Source organism: Actinomadura alba (genome assembly GCF_014323705.1).
Classification (GTDB): Bacteria; Actinomycetota; Actinomycetes; order Streptosporangiales; family Streptosporangiaceae; genus Actinomadura_C; species Actinomadura_C alba.
Window position 1 is genome coordinate 68,791 of sequence record NZ_JABVEC010000011.1, and the last position, 14,557, is coordinate 83,347.

General features: G+C 69.5%; 11 protein-coding genes. 8 read left to right on the forward strand and 3 right to left on the reverse strand.

The window, feature by feature from the left end:
- Nucleotides 1-33: 33 nt before the first annotated feature.
- Complete coding sequence (locus HKK74_RS16400) at nt 34-1,218, reverse strand: hypothetical protein (RefSeq protein ID WP_187244091.1); 1,185 nt, start codon at nt 1,216-1,218, stop codon at nt 34-36.
- A gap of 503 nt (nt 1,219-1,721) precedes the next feature.
- Here HKK74_RS16400 and HKK74_RS16405 point away from each other — a divergent pair.
- The 8 genes from HKK74_RS16405 (at nt 1,722) to HKK74_RS16440 (ending at nt 12,086) form a co-directional block, all read left to right on the forward strand.
- Entirely contained in the window at nt 1,722-2,255 is a 534-nt protein-coding gene (locus HKK74_RS16405) for a DUF4282 domain-containing protein (RefSeq protein ID WP_187244092.1), read from the forward strand.
- Between the two features lie 585 nt (nt 2,256-2,840).
- Nucleotides 2,841-5,240: a protein kinase domain-containing protein gene (locus tag HKK74_RS16410; RefSeq protein ID WP_187244093.1), complete on the forward strand. Its 2,400-nt coding sequence runs from the start codon at nt 2,841-2,843 to the stop codon at nt 5,238-5,240.
- Complete coding sequence (locus HKK74_RS16415) at nt 5,237-6,421, forward strand: response regulator receiver protein (RefSeq protein WP_187244094.1); 1,185 nt, start codon at nt 5,237-5,239, stop codon at nt 6,419-6,421. The genes HKK74_RS16410 and HKK74_RS16415 overlap by 4 nt, the downstream gene beginning before the upstream one ends.
- Nucleotides 6,422-6,446: 25 nt before the next feature.
- Nucleotides 6,447-8,375, forward strand: coding sequence for an AAA family ATPase (locus tag HKK74_RS16420; protein ID WP_187244095.1), 1,929 nt, complete (start codon nt 6,447-6,449; stop codon nt 8,373-8,375).
- Nucleotides 8,372-9,094, forward strand: a complete 723-nt coding sequence (locus HKK74_RS16425) for a 4Fe-4S single cluster domain-containing protein (RefSeq protein ID WP_312881529.1) — start codon at nt 8,372-8,374, stop codon at nt 9,092-9,094. Before HKK74_RS16420 ends, HKK74_RS16425 begins: the two co-directional genes overlap by 4 nt.
- A complete protein-coding gene (locus HKK74_RS16430) occupies nt 9,082-9,927 on the forward strand; it encodes an FHA domain-containing protein (RefSeq protein ID WP_187244096.1) in 846 nt (281 codons plus the stop codon). Before HKK74_RS16425 ends, HKK74_RS16430 begins: the two co-directional genes overlap by 13 nt.
- A gap of 133 nt (nt 9,928-10,060) precedes the next feature.
- Nucleotides 10,061-10,489, forward strand: a complete 429-nt coding sequence (locus HKK74_RS16435; RefSeq protein WP_187244097.1) for a DUF4282 domain-containing protein — start codon at nt 10,061-10,063, stop codon at nt 10,487-10,489.
- A 292-nt stretch (nt 10,490-10,781) separates the two neighbouring features.
- Nucleotides 10,782-12,086, forward strand: coding sequence for a M14 family metallopeptidase (locus tag HKK74_RS16440; RefSeq protein WP_187244098.1), 1,305 nt, complete (start codon nt 10,782-10,784; stop codon nt 12,084-12,086).
- Nucleotides 12,087-12,161: 75 nt separating this feature from the next.
- Here HKK74_RS16440 and typA read toward each other — a convergent pair whose 3' ends face one another.
- Together typA and HKK74_RS16450 are read right to left on the reverse strand one after the other, a co-directional pair.
- The gene (typA, locus tag HKK74_RS16445; RefSeq protein ID WP_187244099.1) at nt 12,162-14,015 is read right to left on the reverse strand and encodes a translational GTPase TypA; all 1,854 of its coding nucleotides are present in this window, start codon (nt 14,013-14,015) and stop codon (nt 12,162-12,164) included.
- Nucleotides 14,016-14,147: 132 nt separating this feature from the next.
- A complete protein-coding gene (locus HKK74_RS16450) occupies nt 14,148-14,537 on the reverse strand; it encodes a (deoxy)nucleoside triphosphate pyrophosphohydrolase (RefSeq protein ID WP_312881530.1) in 390 nt (129 codons plus the stop codon).
- Nucleotides 14,538-14,557: the final 20 nt, after the last annotated feature.

Consider the following 14,557-nt stretch of genomic DNA (forward strand, 5'->3'; position numbering starts at 1 on the left):
TGTCGTTGGGGGTCTCAGGCGGTCGGCGGTCGGTCAACGAGCCCTTGCCGGGGGGAACTCGATGTCGTCGGTTCGGGACGGTGGCCGCGCGGCCGCGCTGCCGGGTGCGGACTGGTGACCGGCCGCGGGCCGGCCGGCGCGCCGCTCCGGCTGTCCCTGCCTCTGGGCGCTGGCGGCATGCTCCGGCTGGAGTGCCCGGGAGCGGGCGGGCACAGCCCTCGGAGGGGCTGCGGCTCGCGGAGGGGCCGGAGCCGGCGGCGACGGCTGAGCCGACGCGGGCCGCGGCGGCCGTGACTGCGGCGAACCCGCTTTGGACTGGATGGACGGGTCGGAGGGGACGATCGAGCGGGCCCGGTGAGAGGGCTGGTCCGACGCCTGCGGAGCGGGCGGCGGCGGCCGGGTCGGCGCCCGCTGGGTCATTCCGCAGAACAGGCATGTCTCCAGACCGGTCGGCTCGCCACACCAAGTGCATCGCCTGGTCGGAGTGGCTCGCAGGATCGTCTGCAGGGCGCGCGGGTGTCCGCTGAACGCGACGAACTCGACGTACTTCTTGGCCCTCCAGAAGTCGGCGCTGAGCGGCTGCTCGGCCACGAGGCTCAGCGACCGGGCGCCGATCTCGGCCTTGAACCGCTCCTTCACCCAGTCGACGTCGCCGCCCTGATGAGCCGCGATGACGAAGATGGGGTCCATCGGCCGGTGGCTGATCGGTGCGACCGGATGCGACGACGAGATCCGGTGCACGTGCGGGCGCGGCGCGGCCGAGACCATGAAGTCGGTGCCGGGCAGATACGAGGACAGATGCTCCCCGATGCCGGTCTCGATGTGCTCGAGCCGGGCCACGCTGTTCACCCAAGCCCCCGCGAAGACCTCCTGGGACAACCGGACGGCCATGCTCGCCAGCACGCCCGGCTTCACGTATCCCGAGAGATAGGCGAGCTGGTCCGCGACAAGGGAGAACGCCAGCGGCGGAAGCTGAAGGGGGATGCCCGCCACCCGGTCCGTACGGAGGACGCTACGAGCCAGCCGGACGAGCCGGATGCCCGTGTCGGGGCGCCAGGCCGGATAGACGACCACCACCGCCCCACGCGCCCGCAGCGCGCGGGAGATTCGGGCGATCACCGCGAGGGTGGCGGCCGATGTGGCCTCGGCGGGTAGCGTCAGCCGCTCCGCATGGCTTTTCTTGATGACACCCGCGCTCGGTATGTCATCGAGAAGCATGACGGCGGTCATAGACGATCCCCACAGCTAGCCGGCTTCACCGCATGCCTTCCACCGAATGTCGGGCGATTACCACTGAATGAACTCGACATGCCGGACACGACGCCCGGCCTCACGAAGTGAGCCCCCCGGCCGCCGTTACGGACTTCAATGACGATATCCACGACTTTTGGCAAGAACCCGCCACTGGCGCCGCCAGCGGGCGGCGGTCGGGTCGGCCAATACTCGGCGACTTCCGAGAAATGCCTGATCAGAGGCCGGTTTGACTGGCATGAGGCAGGATGCCTGGCCCGCGGGTAATGGGGTGCGAATTGGGCCCTAGGGCCCTTGTGGGGTTTCGCGGGCGCCCAGGCCGACCAGCCGGCCACGCCGGTGCGCCCCAGGTGGCGGTTCCTCACCGCCGCGTGGTCTCCCCACCGGCTAGGACCGCCGCGAAACGGGAAGTCTTCTAGGGTCTACGTGCCCGCCCAGACGGCGGTCCCCCGCTCAACCGAGGAGGCGCCATGACGAACCCCCCCGAGCCCGGCACACCGCACCACCCCGCAGGCCCCGGTCCAGGCCGGCCCGGCGGCCCCGAGTCGTACGGGCCGCCACCGCCGCGCCCGGCCGCCACCGGACCGGGCACCGGGCCCAGGCCCGGACCCGCGCCGAATCCGGGCCCTGGCCCGGGCCCGGGCCAGCCTCCCCCGGCATGGGTCCCCCAGCCGAGGCCCACCGAGGGAACTCGTCCGGCAAAGGGCTTTCTCGGGGCTCTGCTCGACACGGACTTCGAGCACCTGATCACCCCCAGGCTGATCAAACTGTTCTACACGCTGTCGCTCATGCTGATCACATTGTCGGCATTGATAGTGCTGGCATTTGGAATATGGGTATTCAAGTACGGATGGCTGCTTGCGCTGATGGCGTTCATCTTCGCCCCGCTCATGTGGCTGTTCGAAATAGTCCTCGTGCGCATCTTCATGGAAGCCGTCATCGTCCGCTTCAAGAGCGTCGATCACCTACGGGCCATCAAGGACCGGGGCATGGGCCGCCCCTGACCGCGGAGCGACGCCCACGTCGAGTAAACGGCTTCCGCCGGCCGGGACGAGTCAGGACCGGACCGCCTGAAAGCGATCTCCACCAGGAGATTCTTGGCTCTGCCCCGCGGATCGTCCTTGCCACCGGTCGTATTGGGAGCGACCGGACGCGTCGCTCCGTGTCTGCCGCGGGCAAGTCGAAGGTCGCCTTGGCGATCAGCCTGCTCGGGTCGGGTGTCGCCACTCCCACCGTGCCCCTGCCGCCGGACGCCGGGCCCCGTTCGCCCTCCTCGCCCTCCGCGAACGGGCCCACGCATCCCGTCAGGCCCGCGACCAGCACCGCCGTCGCGGCCCCGGTTCCCACGAGTCGGCTGAAGTCTCCCGCTGACGACCTCCTGCATGCGATCGCACGACGAGCGCGGCCTTCCTGAACGCCGGTGGACCCGTCTCGGGACCTAGGGCATTCTTCACCCGCCAGGCTCCCTCGTGCCACGGTGCCGTCTCGTCTCAGCACTTGCACGCGCCCGGCACGGGGCGTCGCGCTGTCCGGAGCGCGCGTGCGCACGTTAGGCTCGTGTGGGGCATGGGACAACAGGAGCAGCGGTAGTGGCCGAGTTCGAGGAGTCACCGCGCCGGACGCAGCGGGACCCGGGGGTGACGCGTGCCGACCGGCCCGTGGACGAGACCCGGCACGACCAGACCGGCCCCTCGAACGACCCCCCGCAGCAGATCGCCCCCGGAGCCACCTTCCGTGACGCGGCGCCGAGCGGCGGACCGCTCGTACGGCTGCCCGGACCGCTCGCGCAGCGGTTCACCGTCGTCGGCGAGCTCCCGGTGCAGGGCGCCGAGTCGGACCTGCTGCTCGTGCGCGACCGCACGATCGCCGACCCGGCCACCGAATACGTGGTCAAGATCTTCCGCCGTGGGTACGGCGCCGACCGCGAGGTCTGGCGGAAGCTGCCCGAGCTCGGTTCCGCGAACGTCGTGCGGATCCTCGAGACGGGGCACGCCGACGGCCGGGACTACGAGGTCATCGAATACGCCGCCGCCGGCAACCTGCGCTCCCTCATGACGAGCGGCGTCTCCGTCACCGATGTTCTCGCACAGCTCGCTGCGGGGCTCGACTGCCTGCACCGTTCCGGCATCGTGCACCGCGACCTGAAGCCGGAGAACGTTCTGGTGGCCGACGTCCGGCCGTTGCGGCTGGTCATCACCGACTTCGGTCTCAGCAAGGCCATCGAGCAGAGCGTCGTGTTCGCGTCGGCCTCGCGAACGCTCGCCTATGCCGCACCGGAGTCGCTGTCCGGTCAGGTCTCGCCCGCCCGCGACTGGTGGTCGCTGGGCATGATCGTGCGCGAGCTGGTGACCGGCCGCCCGCCGTTCCTGGGCATGAGCGAGACCACTGTCGTCGACCACCTGGCGACCCGGCCGATCGACACGGGCGACATCACCGACCCCAGGCTGCGGCTGCTGTGCCGTGGGCTGCTCACCCGCGACCCGCGCCGACGGTGGGGAGGTGCCGAGGTCGCCCGGTGGCTGGACGGCGGATCACCCACCGTCACCGAGGAGCCGGTGCCGGAGCACCAGGCTCCGGCCGGGGCGGGACTGGCCTTCTCCGGGCGGCGCTACACAGATCGCACGGAGCTGGCGAGGGCTCTGGTGGAGCAGTGGGACACCGCGGCACGTTACTTCTTCGGCCGCGGTGAAGGCGGCGAGGCATGGCGATCGCTGCGCGACTGGCTCAGCACGCTTCCGGACGACAGCCGTATCGAGCTGATCGACGCACATCTCACGGGTGCGCCGCCACCGGACGTGAAGCTGCTGCACCTGGTGCGGTGGCTCGATCCGTCCCTGCCGCCGCACTTCCTCGGCCGCCGGGTCACCGCCGATGACCTGCCCGGGCTGGCCGCGCTCGCGAACGACCCGGCACATGCCGATCATCGCGCGGCGTGTGCCATCGGCTGGTCGCTCTGGCAGCACGACCTGCTGCCGGCACTCGCCGGTTTCGCCGACGCCGCCGACCTCAAGGAGATCGACGCCCGGTGGCGGGGCCGGGCCGCCGCCTGGAACCAGCTCGCCGGCTGGCTGCGGAGCCGGCTTCCTCCGCCGGTCACCGCTCGGCTGCCAGACGCGGGCGAGCCCGGCCGGGACGACCCTCCGGCGGTGCTGCTCACCTTGCTCGCCCTCGCCGCGCGTCCCGCTGAGACCGGCCGCACACTGGCCGATGCCGCCGCCCGCGCTCACGCCTCGGTGCGCGAGCCGGTGCCGTGGTTCCGCTGGCTGGCCGACGGCGCGAGCGACGATCCACTCCGGCTCTTGGCGGTGGTACGGGCGGCGCCGGACGCCGTCATCGAGGTCGAGGCCAGGCGACGAGACCAAGAGGCGTCACAACGGCGGATCGCCGACCGCAGAAGACACTGGGAAGGCGCCGAACGCCGACGGCTCGAGGGCCGGAGCGCCGCCATCACCCGCGCCGCCCTCTGGTCTCTGCCCCTCCTCGCCATCTGGACCGTCGGCAGCCTCGTGGTACGGCAACTGCTCGTAGGTGGAGGCGGTGAGAGCATTCACGGGGCCGGTCGCGATACCGATCCGCTGCCCATCTTCATCGCGCTCTCTGCAGTCGCGTGGGCCGCCCAGACCACCATCGAAGTGGTCATGGCCGCCAGGCAGGCACGTGACTATCTTCCGCTCGGACTCTGGTCCGGTATGGCCCGCGCATTCCGCAGGGCCGGTACAGGTCTTTCCGGCATGTCCAGGGCCATGTCAGGCACGGTTCGGGGGCCCGGCGCGCGACGTCGCGGTTGCCTCGTCCTGGTGGCCGCAGCACTTCCGCTGCTCCTTCTCGTCGTCATACTCCCGGCCTTTCTCGCGGTGGCTTGGCTGCTGTGGATCGCGGCGATGGTGCTGGCGCCCATCCTCCATGCGGTGACAGCGGGGATCCGGCTGCACAGATGGCGGCAGCGGCACGAACAGGCCGAACGAGACGCTCTGGGGACGGCGACGTGAGCAGTGGAGTAGAGGCGGACATAGCGCTGGACGCGGCGGTGGTGCTCAGCCTGGGAATGAACCGCGTGCTCGGCGCAGCGGCGGGAATGGCCGCGAGTGGCGCCGACGCTCTGGCCGCGTTGGCCGAGGGACGGGCGGAGGCCAGAGAGGCGGCACTCCGCGAGGCCGCGGACTACGAAGAAGCCGTACGCGCCACGCTCGACGTCAATGCCCGGATCGCTGCGCTCGACGCCTCGCAACGCCGGGCGGCGAAGGCGCACGACCTGTCAGCCGAGGTCGCGCTCCCCGTACCCCTCACGCTGAGCGGCCAGTCCGCCGAGGAACTCGCGACATGGTGCGCCGCCACAGGCGACGCACTGAGCCGGGCGGAGCAGCAGATCTCGGCGAACATCGCCGCCGCCGTGGCCGGCCAGATCTTCACCGTTCCGGCCGCCGCCCTGCAGAGCGCGCTGCCGGAAGCCGGGCGGTCTGGGCACGCCGAACCGGTGACCGACCGGGACGAACTCGCCCGTACCCTCGCCCGGGTTCTGAGCCGGGTGCTCCACGACACCGCGGAGGCGGATCGAGAGCACATCGCCGAGGCCGCCGGAAGACTGGTCGCCGCCCGCACGGCGAGTGAGGCCGAAGGGCATCTCTCCGAGGTGCGCCTCCGCGTGCAGGCCGCCAACCGGCACACCGAGGCGGCCCGCGCCGAAGCGAGGCGGCTCGCGGAGGAGCGGCAGGCGGAACAGCAGGCCGAAGCCGAGCGGCGGTATGTCCTGGAGACGATCGGGGCGGCCTTCGGCGAGCTGGGTTACGAGGTCGACATCGGATTCGAGACCATGACCGCCCAGGACGGCACCATCCTGCTGACCAAGGGCAACTGGCCCGAGCACGCGGTGAAGATGCGGATCGACCAGGCCGAGGCGACCCTGCGGGCCGCCATGGTGCGGGACGGCGCGCCGCAGAGCGAAGAGGAACGCCGTGTCGACATCGAGCGCGAACGCGAATGGTGCGACGCCTTCGAAGCGGCGAGAGCCCGCCTGGCCGCCGCGGGCGTACGGTCGGACGTACGCTGGCGGATCGAACCCGGCCGGCACCTGCTGCCGAGCGCACCCGAGGCGCATCGGCCCAAGGCTCGTTCCCGGCAGCGCGAACGCCGGCGCGAGCGGCCGCAGGGATCCGGCGGGGAGACGTCTTGACGACAAGTGACCACAGGAGCGAGCCATGACCCCCGACCAGCCGACACTGGGCGGGCGCCTGATGGGCTGGCCTCCGTTCATCCGGGAACTGGACGCCACGCTGTCAGTGCACTCGCAATATGTGCTGTCGGGGAATCTGCACGACAGCTTTCTGGTGCCGGGGGCGGACGAGCTCAGGCCGGCGCAGTTGCTGCCGCTCCGGGACGTCCTGTGGGACGCGCTGCGCGCGAGCGGCTTCTCCGCGTTGCTCATGTACGACCCGGTGGACGGCCTGCGCGTCTATCCCGACGGTGACGACGAACTGGCCGCCACGGCCGGCGAGGCCGCGGCGAAGCTCCTCGGGAGGCGGGAGCGCGACGAGAAGCCGTCACTGGAGACGCTCGCCCAGCACCTCAGCGCCGTGGCCCGGCCGGCCGAGAACGTCCGCGCCGCGTTCATCATCGACTACGCCTCGCGGATCCCCCGGTCGCCCACGGACCTGGAACCGCACGAGCGGGACTTCTTCCGGTTCTGCGAGAAGCTGTCGCGTACCGCCGGGCCGGTGCGGGTCGAAGGGCCGCGCCCCAAGCCGCTCTACAACCCCGTGCTGTGGCTGGTGGAGCGGCCTGGTGACCTCCCGCCCTGGCTCACCACCGACAACGAGAACATCCGCGAGATCACGGTTCCCCGGCCGCATCTCGGCGACCGGCAGGAGACCGCCCGGCTGCTCGCCCGTGCCTTCGGTGTGACGAACGCGTCGGCGGACCCGCGGGCGGCCGAGGCGTGTGACGCGTTCGCCGAGCAGGCCGACGGGTTGACCCTGCAGTCGATGATCGAGGTCACCCGGCTCGCCAAGGAACGCAACGTCGAGCTCACGGATCTTCCGGATGCGGTGCGTACTTACAAGCTCGGGGTGCTCGACAACCCGTGGAGCCGCGGCCATCTGCGCCGGCGGGTGCTCGACGGGGAGAAGCGCGTGCCGGAGCGGGTGCTCGGCCAGCCGCAGGCCGTCACCAAGACGCTGGACATCCTCAAACGCGCCGTGCTCGGCCTGTCCGGCGCGCAGGCGACGAAGTCGGGCAGCCGACCGCGCGGGGTGTTGTTCTTCGCCGGGCCCACCGGCACCGGCAAGACCGAGCTCGCCAAGGCGATCACATCACTGGTGTTCGGTGACGAGTCGGCGTACCTGCGCTTCGACATGAGCGAGTTCTCCGCGGAACACGCCGGCGACCGGCTGATCGGCTCGCCGCCCGGTTACGTCGGGCACGAGGCGGGTGGCGAGCTCACCAACGCGGTCCGGGAGGACCCGTTCCGAGTGATCCTGTTCGACGAGATCGAGAAGGCGCACCCGAGAATCCTCGACAAGTTCCTCCAGATTCTGGAGGACGGCCGGCTCACCGACGGGCGCGGCAACACCGTGCACTTCTCGGAGTCGATCTTGATCTTCACCTCGAACCTCGGCATGTACGTCGACGCCCCCCAGGCCGCCGGTGCGACCAGGCTCGACGGGACGGTCACCGGCTCGACCACTGGCCGCGTGCAGAACGTCGTCCCCGGCATGAGCTACGACGAGATCGAGCAGCGGCTCAAGCATGCGATCTCGGATCACTTCACCACCGTTCTGAACCGGCCTGAGCTGCTCAACCGGTTCGGCGACAACATTGTGATCTTCAACTTCATCGAGCAGCGTGCCGCCGCTCAGATCTTCGAACTGCAGCTCGCCAACATCTGCCGCCGGGTCGCGGAGGAGCACCGGTTGACGCTCGCGCTCTCCGAGGAAGTGCTGCGGACACTGCGCGAGTGGTGCACCGGCGAACTCGACAAGGGCGGCCGCGGCATCGGCATGGCACTGGAGTCCTATTTCATCAACCCACTCGCCAGGGCACTGTTCGACCGCGAGCTCTCCGCCGGCGAGCAGGTCACGGTCTCGCGCATCCACCGGGAGGGCAGTATCGTCCGGCTGGAGATGCGGTGACCCCTTCGACCCCCTTGCCCCCTTCGGGCTCCTCGCCGGACGCGGCGAGCCGTCTTCTGCTGGCCAAGGCGCACTATCCGGTGACGACGCTCGGCCATGGCACCCGGGCGGGCATCTGGACCCAGGGGTGCACGATCCACTGCGCGGGCTGTCTGTCCCGGGACACCTGGGCGGCCGATCCCCGTACCGCCGTACCCGTCGCGGCCGTGCTCGGCTGGCTGGAGTCGTTGCCGGGGCCGGTGGACGGTGTCACCGTCTCGGGTGGTGAGCCGTTCGAACAGCCCGCCGCTCTCAGCGAGCTGCTACGCGGGATAAGGTCTTGGCGAGGTACGACTCCAGTGGACATACTCGTCTATTCAGGACGAGTGTTCTCCCGGCTGTCACGCACCGCCGAGTCGCGCGCCATCCTGGACCTGTGTGACGCTGTCGTCACGGGACCGTATGTCGACCGGCTCAACACCGGTTCCCCCCTGAGAGGGTCGGCGAACCAGCAGGTCGTTCCGCTGACCGCTTTGGGTCAGGCCAGGTATTCCCTGCCGGCGGGCGGCGGCGAGTCTAATGGAGGCGAGGGGCCGCGCGTGCAGGTGAGCATGGACGAGGGCGTGGAAGGGCGGCGGGTGTACTACATCGGAATCCCGCGACGAGGTGACATGGCGCGCCTCGAAAGCGCCATGGAACGGGCCGGAGTGCACGCGGGGGACGTGTCATGGCGTCCTTGACCTGCCCCACCTGTGGAGCCGCGTTCGAGCCGGGCGACCTCATCTGCCTGGACTGCGGAGCCAACCTCGCTCGGGTGCGCGAGGTCACGCGACGGCATCCGCCGACCCGCGAAGAGCAGCCGCCGCAGCGTCCCCCGGCGCCGCGCCCCGAGCCGGCGCAGGAGCAGCACGCCCCCCGGAACCCCTCCCCCGCCGAGAACCAGTCGCCGCCTCCCGCGCCGCATCGCCCTCCGCCGCAGCGCCCCGCACAACAGTGGGCGCCGCAAGAGCAGGGGCCGCCGCCGCACATGCCACCGGAGCGGCGTGGCGCGCCGCCACCACGGTCGAGCGCGCACTCCGCGCCCCCACCGCCGCCACCGGCACGCCGGGAAGAGACGCTGATCCCGCCCGAGGAGGAGCAGGTCCCCCAGCGCCCCGAGCGGCTGCAGGAGACCACGGCGTTCATGTGCCCGCACTGCGAGGCACCGCTGTCCAATCCCGGCGCGGTCCAGTGTGAGACCTGCCTGCGCCCCCTCCGCCAGCAGGCGCCCGTGCTCCGGCTGGTCTTCGCCACCGGTGAACTCAGGGTGGCATTGGGGCAGCACCTCGTGCTGGGCCGGGACGCCGGTCAATCGCCGGTCGCCGCGACCTTCACCCGATACGACAACGTGTCGCGCCGGCATTCCACGGTCTGGCTCGATCCGGCAGGTGCGGCCTGGGTTCGAGACGAACGCTCCACCAACGGCACTTTCGTCAACGACCAGCGCCTGCCACCGGGTGCCGAGGCACCACTACGGGATGGCGACGCACTGCGTCTCGCCGCCGATGCGACCGGAACAGTCCACCTGAACTGAGCAACTTTAGTTAATGTCACTCTTTTTCAACATTCAGGTTTTTGGGACGGATGTCCATTGGTCTGTGGGCTAGGGTCTGCTTAGCTCCGCCCTCGAGCGAGTCCCCTCCGCGACATTCTTTCAGGAGACCACGTTGGCAACCCCCTATGGCCCTGGGCAGCAGGGCGGCTGGCCCCAGCAGCCTGCGCAGCCGCACTACCAGCAGCAGCCCTACCGGCCTCCGACCGGCCGCCGCCTCGACAACGACAAGGGCTTCTTCGGCGCGCTGTTCGACTTCAGCTTCGACAACTTCATCGCACCGAAGCTGGTCAAGTTCCTCTACGTACTGTCGCTGATCATCACCACCATCTACGCGATCGGCGTGCTGATCTTCGGTCTCATCTCCATCGCCGCGGGCGACGGCGGCCCCAGCACCCTCTCCGGCCTCCTCCTCATTGTCTTGTCACCACTGGTCTGGATGGTCGGCCTGATCGTCACGCGCCTTTACCTCGAACTCGCCATCGTGATGTTCAAGATCAGTGACGATATCAAGGACATCCGCGACAGCGGCGGAATGCGCTGACGCGTTACGTTCGTACATTTCCCCGGAAAATGCCACGTACGGCAGGAGCGCGCCGATCGCGCACCCTGCCGTACGTGGATCCTCGGCACCGCCGGTCGGGAGCCGCGTCGTGTTGCCGAAGGCATCCACGATTCCCGTCATCATTTGACAGATCGTAACTTCTACCCTTACAGAACTTTTCTCCGCTATCTACGATCACGGCAGCATGCCGACAAACGGTAACGAAGTCCGTTGATCGGGAGTCGGTGTGCGCGCAGGACCTCCGGCCCGCTCCCCACTCGTGGAGGCCGCTTTGCGGAGAAAGACGCTCATCACAGCTCTAGGACTGCTCGTCGTGCTGCTCGCGAGTTCGTTCACCGGCGGCGTATCGGCCCACTCGTCCGCACCGCCGTCAGCTCCCGCCCCCGTCGGCCAGTACGACGTCGAGGGACCGAGCACGGCGCAGCAGCGCACCCGCGTCAACCAGACGGGCGCGGTGATCGACGAGGCACACGGCCGCCATGTCGTCATCACCGCCACCGAGCAGCAGGCGAACGCCGTCGCCCGGCTCGGTCACAAGGTCACCCGGCTTCCCACCGAGCCGGCCGGGACCGGCGTCGGCACCCTCGACTTCCCGCCCGCCGACTCCCAGTACCACAACTTCGCGGAACTGACGGCGGAGGTCGACTCCGTCGTGTCCGGCCATGCGAGCATCGCCCGTAAGACCGTGCTGGGCAGGTCGTACGAGGGTCGCGAGATGATGGCCATCAAGATCAGCGACAATGTGGGAACGGACGAGAACGAGCCCGAAGTGCTGTTCACCCACCACCAGCACGCCAGGGAGCACCTGACCGTCGAGATGGCGGTCTACCTGCTCAACCTGCTGACCGACGGCTACGGGTCGGACTCGCGTATCACCGACCTGGTGAACACCCGAGAGATCTGGATCCTGCCCGACCTCAACCCGGACGGCGGGGAGTACGACATCGCCACCGGGTCGTACCGTTCCTGGCGCAAGAACCGGCAGCCGAACTCCGGATCGAGTTACGTCGGAACCGACCTGAACCGCAACTGGGCCTACAACTGGGGCTGCTGCGGCGGATCCTCCGGCAGCACGTCCAGCGAGACCTACCGGGGCCGGGCAGGCGAGTCCGCACCCGAGGTCAGAGTCGTGGCCGACTTCGTCCGCAGCAGGGTCGTCGGCGGCAGGCAGCAGATCAAGGCGGCCATCGACTTCCACACCTACAGCGAACTGGTGCTGTGGCCGTACGGCTACACCTACTCCGACACCGCGGCGGGCCTGACCCAGGACGACCGCAACGCCCACGCCACACTCGGGCAGAACATGGCGTCGACCAACGGGTACACGGCCGAGCAGTCGAGCGACCTCTACATCACCGACGGAACGATCAACGACTGGCTGTGGGGAGCGCACAAGATCTTCAGCTACACGTTCGAGATGTACCCCAGATCGGGCGGCGGCGGCTTCTACCCGCCGGACGAGGTGATCACCAGGGAGACCACCCGGAACAGGGAGGCGGTCCTCCGGCTGCTGGAGTACTCCGACTGCGTCTACCGGATCATCAGCAAGCAGGCACAGTACTGCGCGGCGGCCTGACCGAGACCGCGTGGCACCGGCGAGCGCTCGCCGGTGCCACAGCGGGCCGGATCGGACCCACCAGACCGGACCGGGTCAGCCAGCGCGCTTGGAGCGAGCGCGTGTGCGCTCGCGCTCCTTGCCGTCGAGAACGACCTTGCGCAGCCGGATCGCGGCGGGCGTGAGCTCCACGCACTCGTCGTCGGCGACGAACTCGAGCGCGGCCTCCAGGCTCAGCACCCGTGGCGGAGTCAGCCGCTCGAACGTCTCCGCAGTCGAGGACCGCACGTTGGTCTTCTGCTTCTCCTTGGTGATGTTGACGTCCATGTCGTCGGCGCGGGAGTTCTCGCCGATGATCATGCCCTCGTAGACCTCGGCGCCGGGCTCGACGAACATCGAGCCGCGCTCCTGGAGGTTGAACATGGCGTAGGCGGTCGCGGCGCCGACCCGGTCGGACACGAGCGAGCCGGTCGGCCGGGTGCGCAGCTCGCCGAACCACGGCTCGTAGCCCTCGAAGACCTGGTGGGCGATCCCGGTACCGCGGGTCTCGGTGAGGAACTCGGTACGGAAGCCGATCAGGCCGCGCGCCGGGACCAGGAACTCCATCCGGATCCAGCCGGTTCCGTGGTTGGTCATCTGCTCCATCCGGCCCTTGCGCACCGCGAGCAGCTGAGTGATCGCGCCGAGATACTCCTCGGGAGCGTCGACCGTGAGGCGCTCCACCGGCTCGTGCAGCTTCCCGTCGATCTCCTTGGTGACGACCTGGGGCTTGCCGATGGTGAGCTCGTAGCCCTCCCGGCGCATCGTCTCGACCAGGATGGCCAGGGCCAGCTCGCCACGGCCCTGCACCTCCCAGGCGTCGGGACGCTCGGTGGGCAGCATCCTGATGGAGACGTTACCGATCAACTCCCGGTCGAGCCGGTCCTTCACCAGCCGCGCGGTGACCTTCGTGCCCTTCTCCCGGCCGGAGAGCGGCCCGGTGTTCGTCCCGAGGGTCATGGAGATGGCGGGTTCGTCCACGGTGATCAGCGGCAGCGGGCGCGGGTCCTCGGGGTCGGCGAGCGTGTCCCCGATCATGATGTCGGGGATGCCCGCGATGGCGATGATGTCCCCAGGGCCGGCCTCCTCGGCCGGCTTGCGCTCGAGCGCGTCGGTCATGAGCAGCTCGGTGATCTTCACTCGGGCGATGGAGCCGTCGTGCTTGCACCAGGCGACCTGCTGCCCCTTCTTGATCGTGCCCGCGTGCACCCGGCACAGCGCGATCCGCCCCAGGTAGCTCGAAGCGTCGAGGTTCGTCACGTGGGCCTGCAGCGGCGTGTCCGGGTCGTACGAGGGTGCCGGGATCGTCTCGCGGATCACCTGGAACAGCGGCTCCAGATCCTCGCTGTCCGGCATGCCACCGTTCGGCGGCTGGCTCAGACCGGCCCGCCCGGCCCGGGCGGAGGCGTAGACGATGGGAAAGTCGATCTGGTCCTCGCTCGCGTCGAGGTCCATGAACAGCTCGTAGGTCTCGTCGACGACCTCGCTGATCCGGGCGTCGGGCCGGTCGACCTTGTTGACGACGAGAATGACCGGCAGCTTCGCCTGAAGCGCCTTCCGGAGCACGAACCGGGTCTGCGGGAGCGGACCTTCACTGGCGTCGACGAGCAGGACGACTCCGTCCACCATCGACAGGCCCCGCTCGACCTCACCGCCGAAGTCGGCGTGGCCGGGGGTGTCGATGATGTTGATCGTCAGCCCCCCGTGCTTCACCGCGGTGTTCTTGGCGAGGATCGTGATGCCCTTCTCGCGCTCCAGATCATTGGAGTCCATGACGCGCTCATCGACGTCCTGGTTTTCGCGGAAGGCACCGGACTGCCACAGCATGGCGTCGACCAGGGTGGTCTTCCCATGGTCGACGTGAGCGACGATCGCGACGTTCCGGAGGTCATCGCGCGTGGAGATGGGCATGCGAACTCGCTTGGGTCTGGGTTCGGGAGTCACCGCGGAACATCGCGGCACACATCAGTTTACTTTGGCGGGAGGGCGCTTCCGGTCGGTCGGTGCCGCACGGCCGCCGGCGGCGGGTGGGAGCGGCGCCGCTCAGCGCAGACGCGTACGGACCTCCTCGACGAGTGGCAGGTCCCCCGGAAGCCAGTCGACGTCATAGAGCTCGTCGGCGGTCAGCCAGCGCAGGGCGGTGTGCTCCAACGCCTGAGGCCTGCCTTCCAGGATCTCGGCGGTCCAGACCCGCAGGATACTCTGCCGCCCCAGCGGCCAGTCGCCACCGACGCGGTCGGTCAGCTTGACCTTGACGCCGAGTTCCTCGACGCACTCACGGATCAGCGCGTCCTCGTCCGATTCGCCGGGGTCGACCTTGCCACCCGGGAACTCCCACCCGCCGGCCAGTTCGGCCGGTTCGGCACGCTGCGCCGAGAGCAGCCTGCCATCCTCGATGATCGCTGCCCCCACCACCACGACCTCGACTCCCACCCTGCCCTCCCACTCCCTCG

Coding starts and splice junctions, on each gene's coding strand:
- HKK74_RS16400 (WP_187244091.1), bottom strand. CDS start 1,218: ATGCTTCTCGATGACATACCGAGCGCGGGTGTCATCAAGAAAAGCCAT.
- HKK74_RS16405 (WP_187244092.1), top strand. CDS start 1,722: ATGACGAACCCCCCCGAGCCCGGCACACCGCACCACCCCGCAGGCCCC.
- HKK74_RS16420 (WP_187244095.1), top strand. CDS start 6,447: ATGACCCCCGACCAGCCGACACTGGGCGGGCGCCTGATGGGCTGGCCT.
- HKK74_RS16430 (WP_187244096.1), top strand. CDS start 9,082: ATGGCGTCCTTGACCTGCCCCACCTGTGGAGCCGCGTTCGAGCCGGGC.
- typA (WP_187244099.1), bottom strand. CDS start 14,015: ATGCCCATCTCCACGCGCGATGACCTCCGGAACGTCGCGATCGTCGCT.